23 protein-coding genes are annotated in these 23326 nt (G+C 65.5%); 12 read left to right on the top strand and 11 right to left on the bottom strand.

What is annotated here, in order from left to right; all coding sequences use genetic code 11:
* Positions 1-1272 (top strand): flavin monoamine oxidase family protein, encoded by a 1272-nt coding sequence (locus AC5V87_RS36905; RefSeq protein ID WP_495369387.1) that lies wholly within the window; start codon positions 1-3, stop codon positions 1270-1272.
* Positions 1273-1391: 119 nt separating this feature from the next.
* On the opposite strand, the gene AC5V87_RS36900 is transcribed toward AC5V87_RS36905, so the two are convergent.
* From AC5V87_RS36900 to AC5V87_RS36870, 7 genes are all read right to left on the bottom strand, one after another.
* On the bottom strand, positions 1392-1709 hold the full coding sequence (locus tag AC5V87_RS36900; RefSeq protein ID WP_495369386.1) for a hypothetical protein: 318 nt from the start codon (positions 1707-1709) through the stop codon (positions 1392-1394).
* A gap of 164 nt (positions 1710-1873) precedes the next feature.
* A complete protein-coding gene (locus AC5V87_RS36895; protein ID WP_495369385.1) occupies positions 1874-2443 on the bottom strand; it encodes a cysteine hydrolase family protein in 570 nt (189 codons plus the stop codon).
* A 105-nt stretch (positions 2444-2548) separates the two neighbouring features.
* Entirely contained in the window at positions 2549-2896 is a 348-nt protein-coding gene (locus AC5V87_RS36890; RefSeq protein WP_495369384.1) for a DUF3088 domain-containing protein, read from the bottom strand.
* A gap of 52 nt (positions 2897-2948) precedes the next feature.
* Positions 2949-3533 (bottom strand): hypothetical protein, encoded by a 585-nt coding sequence (locus tag AC5V87_RS36885; RefSeq protein ID WP_456842272.1) that lies wholly within the window; start codon positions 3531-3533, stop codon positions 2949-2951.
* 357 nt (positions 3534-3890) lie between these two features.
* Positions 3891-5204 carry a tetratricopeptide repeat protein gene (locus AC5V87_RS36880; protein WP_495369383.1) on the bottom strand — a complete coding sequence of 438 codons (1314 nt, stop codon included), beginning with the start codon at positions 5202-5204 and terminating at the stop codon, positions 3891-3893.
* 16 nt (positions 5205-5220) lie between these two features.
* Complete coding sequence (locus AC5V87_RS36875; RefSeq protein WP_495369382.1) at positions 5221-6243, bottom strand: aldo/keto reductase; 1023 nt, start codon at positions 6241-6243, stop codon at positions 5221-5223.
* Positions 6244-6526: 283 nt separating this feature from the next.
* Positions 6527-6952, bottom strand: a complete 426-nt coding sequence (locus AC5V87_RS36870) for a PaaI family thioesterase (RefSeq protein ID WP_456842275.1) — start codon at positions 6950-6952, stop codon at positions 6527-6529.
* Positions 6953-7019: 67 nt separating this feature from the next.
* Here AC5V87_RS36870 and AC5V87_RS36865 point away from each other — a divergent pair, with 67 nt between their 5' ends.
* Both AC5V87_RS36865 and AC5V87_RS36860 read left to right on the top strand, forming a co-directional pair.
* On the top strand, positions 7020-7649 hold the full coding sequence (locus AC5V87_RS36865) for an NUDIX hydrolase (protein ID WP_495372004.1): 630 nt from the start codon (positions 7020-7022) through the stop codon (positions 7647-7649).
* A 55-nt stretch (positions 7650-7704) separates the two neighbouring features.
* Positions 7705-8919 (top strand): hypothetical protein, encoded by a 1215-nt coding sequence (locus tag AC5V87_RS36860; RefSeq protein WP_495369381.1) that lies wholly within the window; start codon positions 7705-7707, stop codon positions 8917-8919.
* Between the two features lie 178 nt (positions 8920-9097).
* On the opposite strand, the gene AC5V87_RS36855 is transcribed toward AC5V87_RS36860, so the two are convergent.
* Positions 9098-9400, bottom strand: a complete 303-nt coding sequence (locus tag AC5V87_RS36855) for a hypothetical protein (RefSeq protein WP_456843523.1) — start codon at positions 9398-9400, stop codon at positions 9098-9100.
* A gap of 195 nt (positions 9401-9595) precedes the next feature.
* On the opposite strand from AC5V87_RS36855, the gene AC5V87_RS36850 reads away from it, so the two are divergent.
* The 5 genes from AC5V87_RS36850 (at position 9596) to AC5V87_RS36830 (ending at position 14950) form a co-directional block, all read left to right on the top strand.
* Positions 9596-10075 (top strand): hypothetical protein, encoded by a 480-nt coding sequence (locus tag AC5V87_RS36850; RefSeq protein ID WP_456842277.1) that lies wholly within the window; start codon positions 9596-9598, stop codon positions 10073-10075.
* A 362-nt stretch (positions 10076-10437) separates the two neighbouring features.
* The gene (locus AC5V87_RS36845; RefSeq protein WP_495369380.1) at positions 10438-11385 is read left to right on the top strand and encodes a TAXI family TRAP transporter solute-binding subunit; all 948 of its coding nucleotides are present in this window, start codon (positions 10438-10440) and stop codon (positions 11383-11385) included.
* Between the two features lie 230 nt (positions 11386-11615).
* Complete coding sequence (locus AC5V87_RS36840; protein ID WP_495369379.1) at positions 11616-13724, top strand: TRAP transporter permease; 2109 nt, start codon at positions 11616-11618, stop codon at positions 13722-13724.
* Positions 13685-14098 carry a DUF1850 domain-containing protein gene (locus AC5V87_RS36835; RefSeq protein ID WP_456842280.1) on the top strand — a complete coding sequence of 138 codons (414 nt, stop codon included), beginning with the start codon at positions 13685-13687 and terminating at the stop codon, positions 14096-14098. The genes AC5V87_RS36840 and AC5V87_RS36835 overlap by 40 nt, the downstream gene beginning before the upstream one ends.
* A 45-nt stretch (positions 14099-14143) precedes the next feature.
* Entirely contained in the window at positions 14144-14950 is an 807-nt protein-coding gene (locus AC5V87_RS36830) for an SDR family NAD(P)-dependent oxidoreductase (protein WP_495369378.1), read from the top strand.
* Positions 14951-15141: 191 nt separating this feature from the next.
* Here the strand turns inward: AC5V87_RS36830 and AC5V87_RS36825 are convergent, their stop codons facing one another.
* Positions 15142-15912: a hypothetical protein gene (locus AC5V87_RS36825; protein WP_495369377.1), complete on the bottom strand. Its 771-nt coding sequence runs from the start codon at positions 15910-15912 to the stop codon at positions 15142-15144.
* Positions 15913-16114: 202 nt separating this feature from the next.
* On the bottom strand, positions 16115-17659 hold the full coding sequence (locus AC5V87_RS36820; RefSeq protein ID WP_495369376.1) for a cation:proton antiporter: 1545 nt from the start codon (positions 17657-17659) through the stop codon (positions 16115-16117).
* Positions 17660-17771: 112 nt separating this feature from the next.
* Here AC5V87_RS36820 and AC5V87_RS36815 point away from each other — a divergent pair, with 112 nt between their 5' ends.
* The 3 genes from AC5V87_RS36815 to AC5V87_RS36805 all read left to right on the top strand — a co-directional run bounded on the left by AC5V87_RS36815 (position 17772) and on the right by AC5V87_RS36805 (position 21246).
* The gene (locus AC5V87_RS36815; protein WP_456842284.1) at positions 17772-18536 is read left to right on the top strand and encodes a tetratricopeptide repeat protein; all 765 of its coding nucleotides are present in this window, start codon (positions 17772-17774) and stop codon (positions 18534-18536) included.
* 297 nt (positions 18537-18833) lie between these two features.
* The gene (locus AC5V87_RS36810; RefSeq protein ID WP_495369375.1) at positions 18834-20744 is read left to right on the top strand and encodes a propionyl-CoA synthetase; all 1911 of its coding nucleotides are present in this window, start codon (positions 18834-18836) and stop codon (positions 20742-20744) included.
* 232 nt (positions 20745-20976) lie between these two features.
* On the top strand, positions 20977-21246 hold the full coding sequence (locus AC5V87_RS36805) for a hypothetical protein (protein ID WP_456842286.1): 270 nt from the start codon (positions 20977-20979) through the stop codon (positions 21244-21246).
* Positions 21247-21396: 150 nt separating this feature from the next.
* Here the strand turns inward: AC5V87_RS36805 and AC5V87_RS36800 are convergent, their stop codons facing one another.
* Complete coding sequence (locus AC5V87_RS36800) at positions 21397-22092, bottom strand: DUF1013 domain-containing protein (RefSeq protein ID WP_495369374.1); 696 nt, start codon at positions 22090-22092, stop codon at positions 21397-21399.
* A 263-nt stretch (positions 22093-22355) separates the two neighbouring features.
* Here AC5V87_RS36800 and ispH point away from each other — a divergent pair, with 263 nt between their 5' ends.
* Entirely contained in the window at positions 22356-23324 is a 969-nt protein-coding gene (gene ispH, locus AC5V87_RS36795; RefSeq protein ID WP_456842288.1) for a 4-hydroxy-3-methylbut-2-enyl diphosphate reductase, read from the top strand.
* Positions 23325-23326 lie beyond the last annotated feature (2 nt).

Below are 23326 nucleotides of genomic sequence, written 5' to 3'. Positions count from 1 at the left end.
ATGTCGAACAAGTCGGAGCACATCATCATCGTCGGCGCGGGTGCGGCCGGGTTGACGGCAGCGCGCGCGCTCGCGCGTGCGCGCCGGACGGTGACGATCCTGGAGGCGCGCGAGCGCTGCGGCGGGCGTATCCATCCGCTGCCGGCGGCGGAATTCGGCGATCCCGCCGACGGCGGCGCCGAATTCGTCCATGGCGAGGCGCCGGTCACGCGCGCTCTGCTGCGCGAGGCCGGTCTGTCGCTACAGGAGATCGAAGGCACGCAATGGAGCTTTGACGGCACAAAATTGTCGCGCGAGGATCGCCACGATCCGTATGAGGCGGAGCTTCGTGCCGTGCTCAGCGAGCTGAAGGACGACCTCACCGTCGCCGAATTTCTGCGTCGTCACTTCGCCGGCGAGAAATATGCGCGGCTGCGCCACTCGATCGAGCGAATGGTCGAAGGCTACGATGCTGCCGATCCCGAACGCGCCTCCATCCTGGCGATACGCGAGGAATGGATGGACGGCGGACACCGCGTGCAGGCGCGCATCAATGGCGGCTATGGCGCGCTGATCGCGTTTCTGGCGGCGGAGTGCCGCAGGCACGGCGCCGTGATCCGGTTTGGCTGCGCGGTATCGGCCATCGAGGAGGAGGGCGGCGTATTGGCCGTTCGCTGCGCCGGCGGCGAGGTGCATCGCTGCGATCGCGTGATCCTCACCGTGCCGCTGCCGTTGCTCCGCGACATCGCTCTGCCCGCGGTGGCACGCGCGAAGTCTGCGGCCAGCGACGACATCGGTTTCGGCAGCGTCATCAAGATCGTGCTGCGTTTCGCGCGGCCGTGGTGGCGCGAGCTCAAGCCGGATCTCGCGGACATGACCTTCCTGCTGTCGGACGCAACGATTCCGGTGTGGTGGACGCGATATCCGGATCAGCATCCCGTGCTCACAGGCTGGTTCGGCGGCCCGCGCACGGCGGACTTGCAATGCCTCGATCCACAGGGACTGGTTGATGCCGGTGTCGCTTCGCTTGCGACCATCTTCGGCCTGTCGCGTGGGGAGATTGCGCGTGAGCTCGTCGCGTCCGCGGCGATCAATTGGGCGCACGATCCCTTCGCCCGTGGTGCCTATTCCTGGGCAACGCCGCAGACACGCGCGGCGCAGGCGATCCTCGCGCGCGCCGATGGCCCCGTGCTGTTCTCCGGCGAAGCGCTCTATCGCGGCCGCGACATGGGCACGGTCGAGGCGGCGCTGGCGACCGGGCTCGAGACGGCCAGGATGATTTTGCGGCCATAGTTATTCGTCATGCCCCACGTCTTGGTGACCGACAAGAACGTGGATGGCCGGGACAAGCCCGGCCATGACGATCAGATCATCATTGAGAAAGAGAGGCCCGCATGTCTGCGGGCCTTGCGTCACCAGCGGCTGCCGCCGAAGCTGAACGTCACGCCGGGACCGCCGCCGTAATATCCATACGGTCCGCCGCCGTAATAGCCGTGGTGCCGCGGGTAATAGCCATAGCTCCTGTAGTTCGGACGATAGTAGCCATGGTGGTGATGGCGCCAGTGATGATGACCATAGCCGTGATGATGGTGCCGATGCTGCGCGCTGATGTCGGTCGCCTGGCTTCCTCGCGCGCTTTGCTTCGCGCTTGTGTCGTTGGCCGCGTGCGCCGCCGATCCGCCGGCAAGCGCCGCAGCCCCGACCGCTAGCGCGACAAAGAGATACTTCATGTCATCACTCCAGTTGAATGTCGTGTGACAACAGATGGACGTCGGCTGCGTTCCGTCCAGAGCGGGCGTCGAAACGACGCAGCGCGCGAGGCCTCATTCTGCGCGATTCAGCGAGTGTCGTGAGATGTATTGTCGCATCGGCGGTGTTGGCCGCACCGCCGCCATCACTCCGCCGCGAATGACGCGATCACGTCACCGGTGGTGACGATCCGTGCGAATTCGCCGTTCAGATTCGACAGCGTCATCGCGTGGATCTCTTCGGCGGAATGCGGCTCGCCGTCGGGGCCGACGCGGTCGAAGGTCCAGGTCGCATCGCGCACGAGACGCGCATCGAAGCCGAGATTGCCGGCCATCCGCGTCGTGGTCTCGACGCAATGATTGGTGGTGGCGCCGCAGATCACGAGCGTGGTGATGTGACGAGCGCGCAGGCGCGGCTCGAGGTCGGTGCCGATGAAGGCGCTGTTGACGCGCTTGACGATGACGGGCTCGCCCGCTTGCTCACGCGCCTCGTCCTTGACGGCATACCCGGGGCGCGATGGCAGGAATGTCGAGTTCGGCTTGGTGCCTTCGTGGCGGATGTGGAAGATCGGTGCACCGTTCGCCCTGAACGCCTTCAGCAGGTCGGCGATGCGCGCCACCGCGTCCGGATTGTTGCGCCGCTTGCCCGCCGCCTCCCATTCGTCGAATGCGCGCTGGATGTCGACGACGATGAGGGCGGGGAGGGGGTTCGTCATGGGCGCGGCTTCCACGTTTTCGTCGAGACGAATATGCGGGCTGTGCGCGCGCAGGCAATGCCGATTTTCCCTCGTTTCATGACAAGGGCTGCAGGACGTCTTCATTCACGGATGCGGATGGGGGAATCCATGTCGCTCGGAGAGCGCCGCGAGGATCGCGTCCTTGTCGGCGATGAAGGCGCGGCCCTGATGACTGCCGGTCTGGTGCCGCGATGTCGCTCCCTCCGTCAGCACGAGCAGCGGCAACGACTGGTTCTCTTCGCCGAGCAGCGCGATCACCGCCTGGCGCGGCCGCGGCCAGCCGATGCGCTCGACATCGAGTTTTTCGGCAAGCGCCGGAAACGAGGCCAGCACGCCCTCGATCAACGCGCAGTGCCAGCAACAGAAGCGCTGGTTCGGAAACGCCGGGTCCTCGAAATCGGGGCGCAGCAGGAACAGGCGGTCGCGCGTCATGGCTCGCTCCAGATGGCCGCGATCATACACACTGACGACAATGGAGGACGAGCTACTTGAACGGATCCTGGATGGACGGCGCCGACTGCCGGATGCGGCGCACGCTCACCGGCTTGCCGTCGGAGACGAACAGCAGCTCGTAGGTCCGGCCTTCGCTGTCGGTCGCCGAGCAGGTGACGTCGTTGACCTTCCTGGCGGCGAAATTGCCGGTCTGGCGGCAGACACCCCTGGAGACCTGCTCGGCCGGCACCGGCAGGCCGTCGACCTTCGGCCGGTCCTTGGAGTTGAGCAGCATGCGATCGACCGGTAGCTCGTAGGAATTGTCGTCGGCGCGCTTGCCGTTCTCGCCGGAGAACGACACCACGTGATTCGCATCGCTGGGATCGTCGACTGCGACCGCGAAATTGACCCGGCCCTTGTCCCCATGGGCGTAGGCCACCGTCTTGCAGGCGAGGGTGCGCCCGGCGACCTTCAGCGTCTTGCAGTGGCCTGAGATCAGCGCCAGGAGATCGATATAGGCGTTCTGCTGAGGCTGCGGATTATTGACCGGGATCGGCGCGGAAGACTCGGCGAAACAAGGAGTTGCGCATGCCAACGCGAGGAGCGTTGCGGCCAGAACCGGTTTGCGGAGGCGCATCGTCATGCTCGTATGCCAAGGGGCCACGGAATATGCCCGTCTGACAACCATCGAAGCCGAAATTGATTGCGATCCCGTTTGTGCCGTCAAACCCGACTGGAATACCACCGCACCACCCATCGGCGATTCGCCCCATCACCCCAAGACCGTCCCGGCGGGCACTTGCCGTCAGGCCGATGTTTTTTTCGTGGCAGAGACCCAGAGATGACGGGTCAAGCTGCCTCTCATGGCCCGTGCAAAGGCCGGATAAGTCTCGGCCAGCTCGTCGAAAATCGTCCACGCCGCAGCCAAAGCGTCGCCGCATCGGACCGCGGCGTTTCGCGCACGACCTCCGGCTCGTCAAAGTCGAATCCTGCCTCACGCCATCGCCGCCTGCCAGCGCGCATCGCGCAGGGACGGGCGGCGGTGCAGGCGGGCATCGAGCAGCGCGCGGGCGCGAGGCACTTCGCCGCTGCGCATGAGGGCGACGATGAAAGTGTCCTCGATCAGCTCGCGCTGGGCGTGGCTGCCGCCGATGCGCACGACCTCGCTGAGCACGGGCGCCAGCGTCTGCACGCATGACGCGTAATCCTGATCGGCGAAGGCCGCGAGCGCGCGGCAGATCGCCGGCACCACCGAGCCGGCCGGCAGCTTGCCCTCTGCGAGCCGCTGTTCGATCACGGCAAGGCGTGCGGCGAGCGCGTCGCGATTTTGCGTCGCCGCCGCGAACAGCGCCATGTGGACGTCGGCAAAGGGCAGGCTCGATTTCGGAAACAGTTTTTGCGCGGCGGCGTCGGCCTCGACCCAGAGCGCCTTCGGCACCGCGTGGCCGTACGCCGAGAGGCGCCAGAGCAGCGAGGCGCTGTCAGTGACGGCGTTCAGCGGCGGCGCCTGCGTGGCGGAGGGCTGCAGCTCGTCGGCATAGATCGCAAGCGCCCGCGCCGCATCGCCATGCTCGAGCGCGCCGAGCGCCTGGTGCCAGCGGATATGGCCATGCAAAATTCCGGCACGGTCGTAAGAGGGGATCCACTCGTCGACGAGGCGGTCGGCCTCCTCGATCGAGCCGTCCTCGAACATCGCATGCAGCACCGCGTGGGCTGCGTGGGCGTTGGCGCGCCGCAGAGCGAAGGAGCGTTCGGTGACGCTGCGGCCGCGGGCGACGTCGCCGTTCTCCGTCATCGCCCAGCCATACAAGGTGAGGAACCACCAGTCCTCGCCATAGTGGTGCGCGACGCGCTCGCACAGCTCAAACCGCGCGCGGTCGTGGTCGGCCATGCCGGAGAAGGCGAACAGGCCAAAGGCGCCGAGCGGCAGCGACAGCACCACGGCATCGCGCGGCCAGCGCTCGACGTGCTTCAGCGTCGATGCGATCGCCTCGGGCAGCCGGCCCTCGATCGCGAGCGCCAGCGTCTCGACATGCGAGCGCTCGCGCTCCGTGCCGCGTCTGACGACCAGCTCGCGCGCGAGCGCCGCCTTCTGCCGTGCGAGATCGCCCTGCTGGTAGAAGGCATGCACGCGGGCGCGGGCGATGTAGGGCAGCGCGAAATCCGGATCAGCGGCGATCGCGCGCTCCAGCGTCTCCGCCGTGCCGGTCCATCCCGCCAGCATGAGATCGACACCGTCGCGATAGGCGGATGCCGCCTGATCGGAGGTGGTGGAGATCGGAAGGCCGTAACGGTCTTGATGCGCCATCGTCGCCTCCGAAAGTTCAAGCCGTTCGTGCGCGGCGTCCTTCGATCGGATAGGCCGGGTCGTTGTAGCCCGGCGTCGAGGGATGGCCCGGTACGACGAGGCGGTCGATCAGCTCCTCGTCATCGGCGGTGAAGCGGTAGTCGAGCGCGCCGATGTAGCCGTCCCATTGCTCCTCGGTGCGGGGACCTGCGACGATCGAGGAGACGAATGCGGAGTTCAGCACCCAGGCGACCGCGAACTGGCCGGCGGTGATGCCCTTCCTCTCGGCGTGGCTTTTGATTTCCTGCGCGAGCTGGAGCGATTCCGGCCGCCATTCGGTCTGCATCATGCGGGTATCGTTGCGGCCCGCGCGCGTCTCCTTGTCGGGAGCAGCATCCGGCTTGTACTTGCCGGTGAGCACGCCGCGCGCCAGCGGGCTATAGGGCACGATGCCGAGGCCGTAATAGGCGCAGGCCGGAAAATGCTCGACCTCGGGCATGCGGTTCATCGCGTTGTAGTAAGGCTGGCTCACGGCGGGCCGGTCGATGCCGAGCCGGTCGCAGATGTTGCAGATCTCGGCGACGCGCCAGGCGCGATAGTTCGAGACACCGAAATAGCGCACCTTGCCCGCGCGGATCAGATCGCCCATCGCGCGCACGGTCTCCTCCAGCGGCGTCGCATGGTCTTCCTTGTGCAGATAGTAGATGTCGATGTGATCGGTGCCGAGCCGCTTCAAGCTTTCGTCGGCGGCCTGCAACACCCAGCGGCGCGACAGGCCGACGCGATTGGGATCGTCGCCCATACCAATGTTCATGGGATTCGCGAGTTTTGTCGCGAGCACCCAGGCCTGGCGGCTATCGGCGATGGCACGGCCGACGACCTCCTCGGAGGCACCTTTCGAATAGGCGTCGGCGGTGTCGATGAAATTGATGCCGGCGCCGCGCGCCTTGTCGATGATCCGCTTCGAGACGGCTTCATCGGTCGGTCCGCCGAACATCATGGTGCCCAGGCAGATCGGCGACACTTTCAGGCCAGAGCGGCCGAGCTGGCGGTATTGCATGGGCGGGTCCTCAACGCTATCGAAGCTGGCAGCATAGCCAGCCAATCCCGTCATTGCGAGCGCAGCGAAGCAATCCAGAAATGTGTCTGCCGAGGGATTCCTGGATTGCTTCGCTGCGCTCGCAATGACGAAGTTGAGGAGGCAGGTGCGCTCCGCATTCTCCGCCGTCATCGCCCGGCTTGACCGGGCGATCCAGTACTCCGAGACGGCTGCTAGTTCAATCGATAGGCCGCGGCGTACTGGATTCCCCGCCTTCGCGGGGAATGACAGCAGTGGGGTGGAGCTACGCCGGCCCCTTCAAGATCTTGAACACGCCATTTGCCATCACGATGCAGCGATCATCGACCGTCACTTCGGTGCTCATGAAGATCAGGCTGCGGGTCGAGCGGACCACGCGTGGGCGGGAGATCAGGACGTCGCCGATCTGGCCGGCTTCGACGAAATGAGTATCGAGCTGCACCGTCGCCATGTACTCCTTGCCCGAGACATAGCGGGCGGTCATGCCGCAGGTGCGGTCGGCGAAGGTCATCATCACGCCGCCCTGGACCATGCCGCGGCGGTTGTGATGCTTGTCTTCGGTCGCGAGCGCGAATTCGTAGTGGCCGTCAACCTTGCGCTCCCATAACGGACCGATCAGGTGTAGGAAGCCGGTGGTCTCCAGGATGGTCCAGCCGTCTGATTTCAGCCTTGCGGCGGCCTTGCTCGTCATCGCTCCGTCCATTCCTGCAACGCTGTCTCTCCTCGTTTCATCAGATGCGGTCCTGGTGTAGTCAAGCATCATGAGAGCTTTCGACGATGCCACCAGACGGAATATCGCAGAGGCCTGCGCGGCCTTCGCGCGGCTGCCTGATGCGGCCGAGCCGTCGGCGCTGAAGCGCGCCGCGGTGGTGCTGGCGCTCACCGAGTCCAATGACGGTGACGACACGGCTTTCCTGCTCACCAGGCGTGCATCGAGCTTGCGTGCGCATCGCGGCCAATGGGCGCTGCCGGGCGGACGCTGCGATGCCGGCGAGACGCCGGTCGACGCGGCGCTGCGCGAACTCGATGAGGAGCTCGCGCTCCGGCTTTCGGCCGACGCGGTGCTCGGCCTGCTCGACGACTATCCGACGCGCTCGGGCTATCTGATCACGCCGGTCGTGGTGTGGGCCGCGGACAGCGCCGCGATCCACCCGAACCCGGACGAGGTCGCCTCCGTCCATCGCATCGCGCTCGACACGATCGAGCGCGACGACGCCTTCGATTTCACCGCGGTCCCCGAAAGCACGCGCCGGGTGATCCGCTTCCATCACCAGATGAGGCTGATCCACGCGCCGACGGCGGCGCTGATCTACCAGTTCCGCGAGGTGCTGGCAGGGCGTCACACCCGCGTCACCGACCTGGAACAGCCGGTGTTCGCCTGGAAATGAGATGGTAAACGGCGTGTTAACGTGACGGTTACCGGATGCCTGCTAAGAGGGCAGCATGCATCACTCGATTCGAAAATCTCTGGCGTTGGTTCCGTTCGCGTTTGTCCTGCTCGCCCCCACCGCGCGCGGCGGCGAAGCCGACGCGCTGCCGCCGGCCCTTCGTGACGCCAACGCCCAGCTGCTGTCGCAGTTTTTCGCGCAAGGCGGGGCGTCGCCTGCCGTGCTCGAATATCGCCGCAAGCTCCAGGAATATCAGGCCGCGCGCGCCGCCTTCGACGAGGAGGCCGGCGCCTATTGGGGCCAGATCTCGGAGAAGCGGAAAGGTCGCAACGCCAAGCGGCGCAATGGCCAGCAGATCACGCTCGACGATTACGTGCTGGAGCACCCGCCGCTCTATAACGGGCCGAAGCGGCCGGTGAACCCGGAGCCGGAGGAGACGCCCGAGCGTCCCGCCAGGAAGCCCATTCCCGTCGTCGCCGATTTCCTGCGCGCCGCGCAGGAGCTCTACCAGTTCACGCCCCAGCGTCCGTCCAGCGAGCTCGAGTTCAAGCGCGCCTATGCGCGCTACGCGCTGGCCTCTGGCCTGACCCGCGAGCAGGCGGTGCGGGTCTATTCGTTCGAGACCGGTGGCACCGGCAGCTACGACGTGCAGGCCGGCATCGAGCATGGCGGCAAGCGCGCGATCTCGACCGCAATCGGCTACAACCAGCTCTTGACCACCAACAGCGTCGAGCTGCTGGCCGAGCAGGGCCATGAATTCATCCGCGCGCTCTCCGACAAGGTGGCGCGCACCTCCGGGCCGGCGCGCCAGTCCCTCGAGCACAAGCTTGCGGTGCTGAAGAAGATGGTGGCGCATGCGAAGTCGGTGCCGGACACCTGGTCGGAGCACGAGAAGATCGGAAACACCGCGCAGGGCTGGGCGATGCATGCCATGGTGCTCGACGTCGATGTCGGGCCGATGCTGCAGACCCACAAGCTCCTGACGTCAGTGCTGTTCGCGCGCGCCAAGGGCTACACCCGTCCGCTCACCGCGGCCGAGCTCGAGATGATGAATCTCACCGGCGACGGCACCGGCCTCGACATGGTGACGATGCCGCAGGCGATGCGCGAGCAGGTGCCGACCTCGAACTTCTTCCAGCGCGGCGGCTACGAGCGCAACCCGGTCGCGATCCGCCACAACACGGTGGCGAAGCTGCTGGCGGTGACGGATACGCGGATGGACTCGAACAGCAGCAACGCCGGTGCAAGGGAATTGGCGGGGGCGTTTTAGTGCCAGGGAGCCGTCATGCCCCGCGAAGGCGGGGGCATCCAGTACGCCGCGGCTTCTCCGTATCTTACTGGCGCCTCGGAGTACTGGATCACCCGCCCCAGTGCGCAAGTTGCGCACAAGGCGGGTGATGACAGCGAGTGTGTGGCAGCGCTGTCGCCCGCCGTCACCCCGCGTCGCCCTACTGATCCGGCCCGAACTTGAACTTGCCGTCGCCTTCCAGATACGGGCCGCTGCGCATGTAGAGCTGGCCGTTGTGGCCGATGAAAAACAGCGTGCCCTTCGGCACCTTCTTGGCGCCCTTCAAGAGTTCGCCGGCATTGCTCGTGCCCATCTTGTAGGAAAAGGTCTTGCCGTCCTTGTCATAGGCATAGCCCGTGTCGGGCTTGAGCTCCCACGGCATCGCCGCGGTCTGCGCGTATGCGGGCGCGGCAAATGCGCCGAGCACGGCTACAACTGCAAACGGCTTCGTTGAAAATGCCATCATCCATCCTCCCCTTCGTTGGGGCATCCGTCTTGAACAAATCACGAACGGTATGTCCCGGTCAATTTGCGATAGCGCCGCAGCGCATCACGTCCTGCCCAGCAGTTTGTGATTTTCCCTTCGACCCCGCGCGACTATGTTCCGCTTTCGGTCTAGAACGCAATTCGACAAAAATATTGGTGGGGATGATTCGGGATGAAGCATGTGATGAGAGTTTGCCCGGCTGCGGCGCTGCTGCTGACGGTGCTGGCGCCGGCCGCCAGGGCCGATGATTACCAGCTCAGCCACAACCAGCGCATTTCCTGCAGCCGCGGCCTTGCCCCGGGCAAGCTGAACACCGCGACCTGCAAATCCTACACCTATGTCTTCAACACCAAGACCTCGGAATATTTCCGCTGCCAGGTCTCGCTGGCGCTGACCCGCGACAACAAGGAGGTCATCAACGTCCAGACCGACGGCGGCTGCACCAAGAAGCCGCGCATCTTCGAGACCGACGGCAAGTACGATTTCGACACCACCGAGACCGAGCCGCCGAACACCAACTCGTTCTTCGGCCCCGGGGGCTATTCGATCTGGGCCGCCGACGTCACTGCGCAGAAAGTGCGCGGCTGCATCACCATCTCCTCCGGCCTCGGCTCCGACATCTCGAAGTGCCTGGACATGACGTTCCAGTGATGCCGCGCTCTCTCCCGCAAGCTTGCGGGGAGCGCGATCGCATATGAGTTTGGCGGGGCCTGAGCGCAGCGCCTCGTCCTTCGGGACGACCGCTTTCAGCGGTCTCCTCAGGAGGAGGCTGAGCGGCAGCTTTGCCTGTCGAAACTGTTGCCACGCTCTCCGTCCTCATCCTGAGGGCCCGCGGTAGGCGGGCGTCTCGAAGGATGTGACGCGGGCGGCTGCGCCACGTCGCCGCACCGTCCGGTTCCCAAAAAGTCGAGCCGGAACGGCCGTTTACCGCAGTGCTGTTTTGCCTTTTGGATGGGTTGACCCGCCCCCTTCATCCGGCCAATTTCGCCGCCGGTTTGGGGAGTACAACAACCATGAAACGGACGATCATCGGCGTGGCCGCGGCTCTTGCCCTGGCGGCGTCGGCGCCTTGCGCGCACGCGCAGTCTTTCATCAACGTGCTGACCGGCGGCACCTCCGGCGTCTACTATCCGCTCGGCGTCGCGATCGGGAAGATCTACGGCGACAAGATTCCAAACGTGAAGACCCAGGTGCAGGCCACGAAGGCCTCGGTCGAGAATTTGATCCTGCTGCAGCAGGGCCGCGGCGAGCTGGCGTTCACGCTGGGCGACTCGCTGAAAGCCGCCTGGGATGGCGACGAGGAAGCCGGTTTCAAGACCAAGCTGGACAAGCTGCGCACCATCGGCGCGATCTATCCGAACTACATCCAGATCGTCGCAACCGCCGAAAGCGGCATCAAGACGCTCGCGGACCTCAAGGGCAAGAGCCTTTCGGTCGGCGCGCCCAAATCGGGCACCGAGCTGAACTCCCGCGCGATCCTGGCCGCCGCCGGCATGAGCTACAAGGACCTCGGCAAGGTCGAATATCTGCCCTTCGCCGAATCCGTCGACCTCATGAAGAACCGCCAGCTGGGTGCGACGCTTCAATCGGCCGGCCTCGGCGTGGCCTCGCTGAAGGACCTCTCGACCTCGGCCTCGATCACCGTGGTGTCGGTGCCGAAGGAGACCGTGGACAAGATCGGCCCGCCCTTCATCTCCGCGACCATTCCGGCCAACACCTATACCGGCCAGGACAAGGACGTGCCGACCGCGGCCGTGGTGAACTATCTCGTCACCAGCTCGGCGGTGTCGGATGATCTCGCCTATCAGATGACAAAGCTGGTTTACGAGTCGCTGCCCGAGGTTGCCAACGCGCACGCCGCCGGCAAGGAGATCAAGCTCGAGACCGCCGCTACCGGCAGCCCGGTTCCGCTGCACCCCGGCGCGATCCGCTACTACAAGGAAAAGGGGCTGATCAAGTAATCTCCCTCTGTTGTCATTCGGGGGCGGCTCGTCAGAGCCGAACCCGGAATCTCGAGACTCCGGGCTCGATGCTTCGCATCGCCCCGGAAATGACGACGAGAGACTTTCGTGGATGCCCGGGTCATAGGCGAGCGGAAGCGGCGCCGTCCTTCAGACGGCTATGCAGGGCATGACGTATTCGGGGTGCAGCGCGAATGCTGTAGGAGCTCATCAGGGCGCGGGGAATATTGATGTTGCAGGCAGAGGCCACCGAGGCCCCCATCAAGGTCGAGTTCGACAATTTTGAGCACGGTTTCCCGGAAGGTTTCGGCCCGGGCTGGTGGGGCACGCTCGCCTACTGGATCGGCATCGCGTTTGCGACTTTCCAGCTCTATGTCGCCGCCTTCAACTATCTGCCGAGCCAGGTGGTGCGCGGCGTTCATGTCGGCTTCCTGGTGCTGCTCACCTTCGGCCTGATCGCCAACTTCACCGCGAAGAGCGATTTCGGCCGCGCGCTGGGCTGGGTGATCGGCGCCGCCGGCTTCTTCTGCGGGCTCTATCAGTGGATCTTCTATGCCGATCTGATCGCGCGCGACGGTGATCCGACCAAACTCGACCTCGCGGTCGGAACGCTGCTGGCGGTGCTGATCTTCGAGGGAACGCGGCGCCTGATGGGCGCGGCGCTGCCGCTGATGTGCGGCGCCTGTCTGCTGTACTGGTTCTTCGGGCAATATCTGCCGTCGCCGCTCAATCACCGCGGTTATGATTTCGACCAGATCGTCACGCATCTGTCGTTCGGCACCGAAGGCTTCTACGGCGTGCCGATCTACGTCTCGGCGACCTACATCTTTCTCTTCATCCTGTTCGGCTCGTTCCTAGAGCGGGCCGGCATGATCCAGCTGTTCACCGACGTCTCACTCGGCCTGTTCGGCCGCACCCGCGGCGGCCCCGCCAAGGTCGCGGTGTTCGCCTCGGGCATGATGGGCACCATCTCCGGTTCGGGCGTCGCCAACGTCGTCACCGTCGGCCAGTTCACCATTCCCTTGATGATCAAGTTCGGCTACCGCCGCGCGTTCGCGGCAGGCGTCGAGGCCACGGCCTCGATGGGCGGCCAGATCATGCCGCCGGTGATGGGCGCGGTCGCGTTCATCATGGCGGAGACGCTCGGCGTCCAGTACTCGGAAATCGTGAAGGCCGCCGCGATCCCCGCGATCCTCTATTTCGCTTCCGCGTTCTGGATGGTGCATCTCGAAGCCGGCAAGCACGGGCTCGTCGGCATGAAGCGCTCGGAGATCCCGAGCGCGTGGAAGGCGCTGGTGACGCGCTGGTATCTCGTGCTGCCGCTGGCAGCCCTCGTCTACATGCTGTTCGAAGGCTTTACGCCGCTCTATGCCGGCAGCATGGGCCTTGCGCTGACGGTGACGCTGATCCTCGGCACCGCCATCACGTCCGGCGCGCCCTCGAATGTGATCCGCACCATCTTCTGGATCGGCCTTGCGCTGGTCGTCGCCGCACTGTCGCGCGACGGTCTCCAGATCGTGCCGGTCGCGAGCGTCGTGGTCGGTTTGATCGTGATCACCGCTTTCATCCGCGGCGGGCTCAAGGCCTTGCGCGAATGCCGCGATGCGCTGGCCGAGAGCGCGAAGTCCGCGATCACCGTCGGCATGGCCTGCGCCATCGTCGGCGTCATCATCGGCATGATGTCGCAGACCGGCGTCGGCACCATCTTCGGCAGCTGGGTGATCGGGCTCGGCGAGAAGAGCCTGTTCCTGGCGCTGATCATGACCATGCTGCTCTCGATCCTGCTCGGCACGGGCATTCCCACCATCCCGACCTACATCATCACCGCCGCGCTGGCCGCGCCGGCGCTGGCCAAGTTAGGGGTGCCCCTGATCGCGAGCCACATGTTCGCGTTCTATTACGGCATCATGGCCGACCTCTCGCCGCCGGTGGCGCTGGCCGCGCTCGCGGCGGCGCCGATCGCCAAGGAGAACCCGGACAAGATCGGCTGGGAGGCGATGCGCATCGCGCTCGCCGGCTACGTCATTCCCTTCATCTTCGTCTATTCGCCGGCCTTGATGCTGCAGGCCGGCGATCCCATGGCGGCCAAGCTCGGCTTCTACGGTGCGGTGGCGCTGGCGAGCTTCAAGGCGCTGGTGGCGATCGGCCTGTTCGGCATGGTGGCGATCGGATTCCTGTTCACGCGGCTGTCGCTGCTCGAACGTGTGGTCGCGCTCGGGGCCGCGCTGTGTCTGCTCGGCGATTTCGCCTTCAGCGACACCGCGGGCTTCGTGCTCTCGGCTGCGCTGTTGCTGTGGCAATGGCGGCAGCGCCGGCCGGCAGCGGTCGAGGCGGTGTGAGTCTCTGCTTTGCGACAGCTGGCGGCGTGAAGGCGCTGGCGCTGTCCGCGTTCACGCTTGCATGGACGCATTCGATCGCCAAGGTCGACTGGCAGGAAGACTGGCGCGTCACACCGGCCGGTCTCGAGCTGGTGCAGGCGCGCGTGAAGGGCACCGGTCCCGGCATGGAGCCGCCGCCCGAGGCGCGGCTCGCCGACGGCTGGTTTCAGTGGCAGCCGCAGCGCGCGTCGTTGCCGGAGGTCGTGCTCGGCAATTCCGGCGCGGCGGGGGAGTGGCGGTTGTGCCATGAGGGTACGTGCCAGACGCTTTCGGAGATTGTCGGCCATCCCGTCGGTGCTAACGTCACCACGATGAAGATATGCAACGATCCGTAGCCCGCCACGCCCGGGCTACAAGAACAACAACACGGGAGACACGCGATGGATCGGCTCAAGGGCAAGGTTGCGATGGTGGTGGGGGCCGGCTCGATCGGACCCGGCTGGGGCAACGGCAAGGCGACCGCGGTGACATTCGCACGCGAGGGCGCGCAGGTGTTTTGCGTCGACCGCAACGGCGCGGCGGCCGAGGAGACCGCGAACATTATCACCAGCGAGGGCGGCAAGGCGATGGCGTTCACCGCCGACGTCGCGCGGCCTGCCGAGATCGAGGCGATGGTCGCCGCTTGCCTGAAAGCCTATGGCCGCATCGACGTGCTCGACAACAATGTCGGCATCGCCGAGATGGGCAGCGTGGTCGAGGTCACCGAGGAGAGCTGGGACCGCGTCTTCAGCGTCAACCTCAAGAGCGCCTATTTCGCCATGAAGCACGTCATCCCCGTGATGGTGAAGCAGGGCGGCGGCTCGATCATCAACATCTCCTCGATCGCCTCGATCCGCCACATGGGCATCTCCTACGTGACCTACGGCGCCTCGAAGGCGGCGATGAACCAGATGACGCGCACCACCGCGATCGAGTTCGCGCGGCATCATGTCCGCGTCAACGCAATCCTGCCCGGCCTGATGAAGACACCGATGGTGGAGCATTCCGCGGGCCTCGCCAACAGCTACGCCAAGGGCGATATCGAGGCGATGTGGCGCGCCCGCGATGCGCAGGTGCCGATGGGGCATATGGGCGATGCCTGGGACGTCGCGAATGCGGCGCTGTTTCTGGCGTCGGACGAGTCGAAATATGTGACGGGGATCGAGCTCGTGGTGGACGGCGGGATCACGTGCAAGGCGGGGGCTTAACGCACTTCAACCAGCCCCGTCATCCTGAGGTGCGACGCGCGGGATGCAGAGCATCGCGCGGGGAGCCTCGAAGGATGAGCGGCCCCGCTGCAGCCGGGCCGTCGCCCTTCGAGGGCCGCTGAAGAAGCGGCCACCTCAGGGTGACGGATTTTGCATTCATGCTTCCGGGACGACGGCGGTGGTTGTGGCTCCTACTGCGCCAGCGCCAAGATCCCGCCGGCGAATGTGTGCCACGTCGCGGTCCCGCTGATCGGCCAGTTCAAGAACTTCACCGCCAGCATCGCCAACGTGCCATAGATGTAGACCGGATGCACGCGGCCCTCGGTGCGCCAGTCGCGCACCATGGCGATTACGAGCAGGAGCGAGGCCACCACCGCCGGGGCGATCGTGACGGGCACCGGCGGCGGGCCGGACGGTCCGGGAGGGGCGAGGAAGGTCAGGAACCAGCGTGCGATGGCGGCATCGAGGATCGAGACCGCAGCGAGCAGCATCAGGCGCTTGTGAATCTCGGGCCGGCGCGTGTTCATGATCGCGACCACGAACACCACCGCGAAGAACGCGATGCCGCTCATCGGCACGATCGAGAAGGCGACGCCGGCGTCGGTTTGCCCGACTGCAGCGGCGTGCTTCATCGACGTGACCGAGGCGAGGAAGCCGAAGATCGTCATCGCGGTGGCGAGCGACACGCCGGCGATGCCGAGGGCGCGGTGATTGACCACGCGGCCGGAGGCCGCGAGCCAGGTCTGGAGCACGAAATAGAGCGTCCAGGTGAAGAACAGCAATCCGTGGAAATGAATCACCGGGCCGGCGGAAAATGTCCGGTGGGCGAGCGGTAGCCAATAGGTCGGTGCAAAGCCGAGGAATGCGGTGGCCGCGCAGGCCAGCGCCATGTGGAGATAAAAATATCGTGCAGGCGACGCATCACGCGCGCGTACACGACGGTCGTCGATCAAGGTCGTCATCTGGAATGTGTCTGCGGAAGTGGGGTTTGGTTCAAACCTGTGTCGTCCCGGCGCAGCGCGAGCCCGAAACCCATAACCGCAGGATCGTGTTTGACGAAGCCTCGGAATCGGCAGTCTCGCGCCAAAACCTCTCCCTGTGCTGATGGGTCCTGGATCGGCGCTCAGCTTCGCTACGCTTGTCCGGGACGACAGCGAGCCTAGCCTATCCCCCCGCGCTCAATTCTGCGCGATCGAGCTCTTCCTCGATGCGGTGAAACGCATCGTCGCCGATCACCTCGGTGGTACGGAGGTCGAAGATCGATTTGCGTGCGGCCTCGATGGCGCGGCGGCGCAAGGGATCGGCGGGCAGTTCGCCATTGGCGATGCCGCCGTGCGGATCATCGTCGGCCTGCATCAGGATGGCGCGGTATTCGAGCCGCAGGATTTCCGCCTCCTCCGACGGATCGTCCTCGATCGCATCGAGCGCCGCGCGATAGGCCACGGCGCGGGCGCGCGCGACCTCGACCCCGACGGGGTCGTCGTCCTTGAGGTTGAAGGCCAGGATCAGCGGCCGCAGCGTCAGGCCCTGGACCACCAGCGAACCCAGCACGACGGCAAAGGCGATGAAGACAATGAAGTCGCGATAGGGGAAGTGTTCGGGCAAGGCAAAGGCGGTGGCAAGCGTGACGAGGCCGCGCATGCCGCACCAGGAGATGATGAGGCCGCCCTTGGGCGAGGCGACGGCCTTCGGGTCCTTCGGGTGATAGAGCCCGCGCGCGATCAGCACGCGCAATGTCGTGCGGTAGAATGCAATCCAGGCGAGCCGCACCAGCACCACCGTGAGCAGGATCCAGGCCGCCGCGACGCAATATTCCCACCGCACGTCCGTATCCAGCCGCGTCCAGATCGGCCGCATCTGCATGCCGATCAGCATGAAGGCGAGCACATTGAGCACGAACACCATCGTCTCCCACACCGCATATGACGGCACCCGCAGCCGCGCCGGTATGCGCGCCGGCGCGGTGCGCGCAATGGTGATGGCGTAGGTCACGATGGTGAGGATGCCGGAGAGGCCGAGATGCTCGGCGGCGATCCAGATCATGAAAGTGGTGGCGAACTGCACGATGATCGCGCTCGGGGCCTCGGTTACGCGCTCCATGATCGGCGGGATGATGCGGGCTGCGAGGAGACCGGCGAGAACGCTGCCGACCAGCGCCAGCGCCAGGGTCGGCGCGACCTCGCTCCAGGTCAGATGCTCGGTGGCGACCGCGCCGACCGCAATGCGATAGATCAGCAGCGCGCTGGCGTCGTTGAGCAGGCTTTCGCCCTCCAGCACCTTGACCATGCGATGAGGCAGCTTGACCTGGCTCAGGATCGCGACCGCGGCCGCGGCATCCGGCGGCGCCACGATCGCACCGAGCGCCACCGCCGCGGCCCAGGGCATGTCGGGCATCAGCCGGTGCGCGACATAGGCGACGCCAGCCGTGGTCAGACCGACCGCGGCGACCACCAGGGTCGAGACCGGAACCCAGTTGTTGCGCAAGTCCCGCAGCGAGGTGTCGAAGGCGGCATCGAGCAGGACCGGTGCGACAAAAAGCGCCAAGGCGAGGTCCGGCTCCAGCGCCCAGGACGGGCTGTTCGGCACGAAGGCGATCAGCGCGCCGCCGATGGCGAGAAAGGTCGGGTAAGGGACCTTGATCCGCCGCGCCAGCGCCGATAATGCAACGGCGCCGAGCAGCAGCGCGATGATCCATTCGAATGTCGACACGTCGATCCCCGAGGCCAATTTGAACGGTGCCACAAGCTAGCACCAATCCGGCCGTATGTTGGATAGTACGGCCGCAAGGCAAGACTGAAGACGAATTTCCGACCGCAACAGCATGCGTTTTCAAAAGCTCATTCAACCGTCAGGTGCCGTTCTGCTTTCCGCGCTCTTGCTCGCCGCCGCTCATGCCGCGACCGGCGGCGAGCCGGTGGCCGTCGCGCCGGTCGACGTCGCGCCATGCCTCGCGGCAACCGTGGCCGACGACATGGACAAGGCGGCCTCCGCCTGCGCGGCTGTGATCGACAACGAGAAGACGGCGAAGGCGGATCTGGTCAAGGCGCTGATCGCGCGCGGCGCGCTTTATGCGCGGCATGACCAGATCGACCGCGCGATCGCCGACGACACCCGCGCGTTGCAGCTCGATCCCACGCTCGCCGATGTCTTCAACGCGCGCGGCGAGCTCTGGCTGAAGAAGGGCGACAAGCCCAAGGCGGTACAGGATTTCGGCGCTGCGCTGAAGATCGATCCGAACCACGAGAAGGCCAAGGCCAATCACAGAACGATGGCGCGGGAGCTCGAGCGGATCGGGGCGCAGATGGCGGTCGCCGGCAAGCCAAGCTTCAACTGCGCCCGCGCCTCCCGGGCCGTTGAGAAGGCGATCTGCGCCAGCCGCGAGCTCGCCGATCTCGACCGCGAGATTTTTGCGTCGAATGCGCGCGCGATCCGGGAAGCGCGCAATCCTGCGGAAGCGAAGAACCACCAGCGCGAGCAGGATGAATTCATCGCCCGCCGCAATGCCGGGTACGGCCGGCCCGGGTATGATCTGAAGAAGGCAATGCAGGAGCGGCTGCAGCGGATCAACGGCGTGGACGGGTATTGAGGTTCTTCTTCGCCTCTCCCCGCGTGCCGGGAGAGGCCGGAATTTGCGATAGCAAATTCCGGGCGAGGGGACTCTCCGCGCGTTCGACGCCCTCCGCCTTTTGCGGATGCAGCACCCTCACCCCGACGCTCTCCCCGTAAGAACGGAGAGAGGGAGCTGATAGATTTCAGCTTGAACCGCGGCCCGTTCCCGGGAAAATAGCCCTCAAACAAGGCCGGCACTTGATCCGGGTCATGGCGGGACGTCCGTCGTGCCGCAAGGTCGGGGCCAGGCGAATAAAGGGAACGGGAGCGCGGAATGAACGCCGAGGGTGGAAGCAAGTATCACGACGTCCATGCGCGCTCGCTGGCCGATCCGGAAGGGTTTTGGGCCGAGGCGGCCAAGGAGATCGACTGGATCGAGTCGCCGAAGAAGATCTTCGATGCCTCGCAAGGCGTCTACGGCCGCTGGTTCACCGGCGGTGTGGTCAACACCTGCCACAACGCGCTCGACCGTCATGTCGAACGCGGCCGCGCCGACCAGGTCGCTCTGATCCATGACTCGCCGCTGACGGGCAGCATCACCAAATTCACTTATGCCGAACTCCTCGGCGAGGTGCAGGCGCTTGCCGCAGTCATGCAGGATTTCGGCGTCGCCAAGGGCGACCGCATCATCCTCTATATGCCGATGGTGCCGGAGGCCGTGGTCGCGGTGCTCGCCTGCGCGCGCATCGGCGCGGTGCACTCGGTGGTGTTCGGCGGCTTTGCGGCCAAGGAGCTCGGCACCCGCATCGACGACGCGCAGCCAAAGCTGATTCTCTCCGCGAGCTGCGGCATCGAGCCCGGCCGCATCGTGCAGTACAAGCCGCTGCTCGACGAGGCGATCAAGCTCGCATCAGCGAAGCCCAAGGCCTGCATCGTGCTGCAACGTCCCCAACTAACTTGCGATCTCACGCCGGGGCGCGATTATGATTGGGCGAGCCTGCGCCGCAAGGCACTGAACGAGGGCAAGAAGGCGCCTTGCGTTCCCGTCGCCGCCACCGATCCGCTCTACATTCTGTACACCTCGGGCACGACGGGCATCCCCAAGGGCGTGGTGCGCGACAATGGCGGGCATCTGGTCGCGGTGAAATGGTCGATGTTCAACCTCTATGGCGTCCAGCCGGGCGAGGTCTGGTGGTGCGGCTCGGACATCGGCTGGGTGGTCGGCCACAGCTACATCATCTATGGCCCGCTGCTGCATGGCGCGACCTCGATCATGTATGAGGGCAAGCCGGTCGGCACGCCCGACGCCGGCGCGTTCTGGCGCGTCATCTCCGAGCACAAGGCGGTCGCCTTCTTCACGGCGCCGACCGCGTTCCGCGCCATCCGCAAGGAGGATCCGGACGGCAAGTTCATCCGGCAATACGACCTCTCGAAATTCCGCACGCTGTTCCTCGCCGGCGAGCGCGCCGATCCGCCGACGGTGGAATGGGCGGAGCAGCAGCTGAAGGTGCCCGTGATCGATCATTGGTGGCAGACCGAGACCGGCTGGTGCATCGCCGGCAATCCGGTCGGTCTCGGCATGCTGCCGGTGAAGCACGGCTCGCCGACGGTGCCGATGCCGGGCTATCAGGTCGACGTCGTGGACGAAGCGGCAAAGCCGGTCGGTCCCAACACGATGGGCTCGATCGTGATCAAACTGCCGATGCCGCCCGGCTGCCTGCCGACGCTGTGGAATCAGGATGCGCGCTTTAGGGAAGCCTACCTCAGCGAATTCCCCGGCTATTACAAAACCTCGGACGCCGGCTACAAGGACGAGGATGGCTATGTCTTCGTGATGGGCCGCACCGACGACATCATCAATGTCGCCGGCCATCGTCTGTCCACCGGCGGCATGGAGGAGATCCTGGCCTCGCATCCGGATGTCGCCGAATGCGCCGTGCTCGGCGTCAAGGACGCGATCAAGGGCGAGGTGCCCTGCGGCTTTCTGGTGCTCAAGGCAGGCGTGAAGCGCGCACCAAACGAGATCGAGAAGGAGATCGTCGCGCTGGTGCGCGAGCGGCTCGGCCCCGTCGCCGCCTTCAAGCTCGCCATCACCGTCGGCCGCCTGCCCAAGACGCGCTCGGGCAAGATCCTGCGCGGCACCATCAAGAAGATCGCCGACGGCGAGCCCTGGACCATGCCGGCCACCATCGAGGACCCCAAGGTGCTGGACGAGATCGGCGAGGCGCTGAAGGGGCGGGTGTGAGGTGAAGCGTCATGGCAGCGAGGAGAGGCGCTGCTTCACCGCCTCCACTGTCATCGCCCGCGCAGGCGGGCGATCCAGTACTCCGCGGCGGTTGTTGTCTAACCCGTTGACCGCCGCGGCGTACTGGATTCCCCGCTTTCGCGGGGAATGACGACGACTGGGGAACGGCATCCGGGGACTTACTATCTCCTCATTCCGCGTTAAACAGGGCCGTGCCAACAGGGGACCTCGTATGCCACTCGCCACCGCGCCGCGCCTGCTTGCAGCCGTAGCACTCGCCATCGCCCTCTCCGCCTGCTCCGCGCGCTACCAGACGCCGGTGGCGATGGGCGGCGACGATGACGATGCGGTCTGCCAGAGCCGCGGCTATGCGCAGGGCTCGCCCGAATACGTGGCCTGCCGCAAGGACCGCGACGTCCAGCGCAGTGCCGCCACCGCCCGCGCCGACCGCCGCCAGCGCGATCTCGGCGAATACATGCTGAACCATCCCGAGCGGCCGTAAGGCGCGCTCCCTCCACTTTCGCCGTCATTGCGCTCGCAATGACGAAATCGGTGAGAGTTATCCCACGACAATGGGCAATTGAGCTCGAAAAAAAAGCGGCAGGTTTCCCTGCCGCGTTTTCTTGTTCGATCGTAAACGAAGAGCGGAGCGTTACTCCTCGCTGTCCTCGTGCTTCTTGCCGCCGAGTGTCTTGAGCTTGGCGAACACGGCGTCGACGTTGAGGTCGTCGCCGGACTTCTCCGCTGGCTCGTACTCGTCCTTGCGGGTGGTCTCGGAGGCCGGCAGCAGGGTGGCGCCGCCATAGGCTGCGTCGACCGGCTTTTCCTTCGCGGCGCGCTGCACCTCGAAATCGAGCTCGATCTGCGAGCAGAGGCCGAGCGTCACGGGGTCGATCGGGGTCAGCTGCGAGGTGTTCCAGTGGGTGCGGTCGCGCACGCTGGCGATGGTGCTCTTGGTGGTGCCGACCAGACGCATGATCTGGGCGTCCTTGAGCTCCGGATGGCTGCGCAGCAGCCAGAGGATGGCGCTCGGGCGCTCATGGCGGCGCGACACCGGGGTGTAGCGCGGGCCCTTGCGCTTCGGCTGGGGCGGCAGCACCACCTTGCTCTCCTGGAGGCGGAGCCGGTAATCCGGGTTCTTCTCACCCTTCTCGATCTCCTCGCGGGTCAGCTGGCCGTTGGAGAGCGGATCCATGCCCTTGATGCCCTGGGCGGCATCGCCATCGGCGATCGCACGCACCTCGAGGGGGTGCATCTTGGTGAAATCGGCGACCTGGTCGAAGGTCAGCGCGGTGTTGTCCAGCAGCCAGACGGCGGTCGCCTTGGGCATCAGAGGTGCGTTGCTCATGGCAAATCTCCTTTGTGCTTCGCCCACCCCTCTGGAGGCGAAACCGGTGGTCATCAGCGATGACAGGGAATTCGCGCTATATAAGCCCGGAGGGGCTGGCCACGCAATGGTTCTGCTATAGATAGTGCCTTGACAGCGCCCGAAAGGGGGCCCAATTCCCTCTGCAGACCCGGTAAAGTCCGAGCAACCGTTTTTAGCCCTTTCCAGCCATCGACCGCCCCCGCCAGAAGGCGAAACGGGTGATTCGGTCCCGAGATCGCTCAATGTCAGCCAAACCAGACCTCAAGATCGTGCTTTGTTCTCCCCGCGGTTTCTGCGCCGGGGTGGTCCGGGCGATCGACACCGTGGAACGGGCGCTCGATAAATACGGCGCCCCCGTTTATGTTCGCCACGAGATTGTGCACAATAAATACGTCGTCGATGGGTTGAAGAAGAAGGGCGCTATCTTCGTCGAGGAACTGGCCGAAATCCCGGAAAATACGACTGCTCCGGTCGTGTTCTCGGCCCATGGCGTGCCGAAATCGGTTCCGGCCGACGCCCAGTCCCGCAACCTGTTCTCGCTGGATGCGACCTGCCCGCTGGTGACCAAGGTGCATCGCGAGGCTGCGATCCACTTCAAGCGCGGCCGCGAGATCTTCCTGATCGGCCATTCGCATCATCCCGAGGTGGTCGGCACCCTCGGCCAGCTGCCGGCCGGCGCCGTCACCCTGATCGAGACCGCCGAGGACGCCAAGACCATCAATCCGAAGGACCCGAACAATCTCGCCTTCGTGACCCAGACCACGCTGTCGATCGACGACACCGCCGAGATCGTGGCGCTGCTCAAGGAGCGCTTCCCGAACATCAACGGTCCGCACAAGGAAGACATCTGCTACGCCACCACCAACCGGCAGCTCGCAGTGAAGAAGGTGGCGCCGGTGGTGGACGCGCTGATCGTCGTCGGTGCCCCCAATTCGTCGAACTCGCAGCGCCTGCGCGAGGTCGCCGAGCGCGAGGGCTGCAAGGTCGCGGTTCTGGCGCAGCGCGCCACCGACATTGACTGGGACAAGTTCGGCAACATCTCGAGCCTCGGCATCACCGCGGGCGCGTCCGCGCCGGAGGTGATCGTCGAGGAGATCATGGACGCCTTCGCCGAGCGCTACACGCTGCATGTGGAGACGGTCTCGGCCGCGGAAGAGAACGAGTTCTTCCCGCTGCCGCGCTCGGTGCGCCCCGAAGCCGCCGCAGAGTAAAT

The organism is Bradyrhizobium sp. SOJA106 (genome assembly GCF_059448745.1).
The sequence above is the reverse complement of the archived record's forward strand: the minus strand, read 5'-3'. Positions and strand labels throughout refer to the sequence as shown.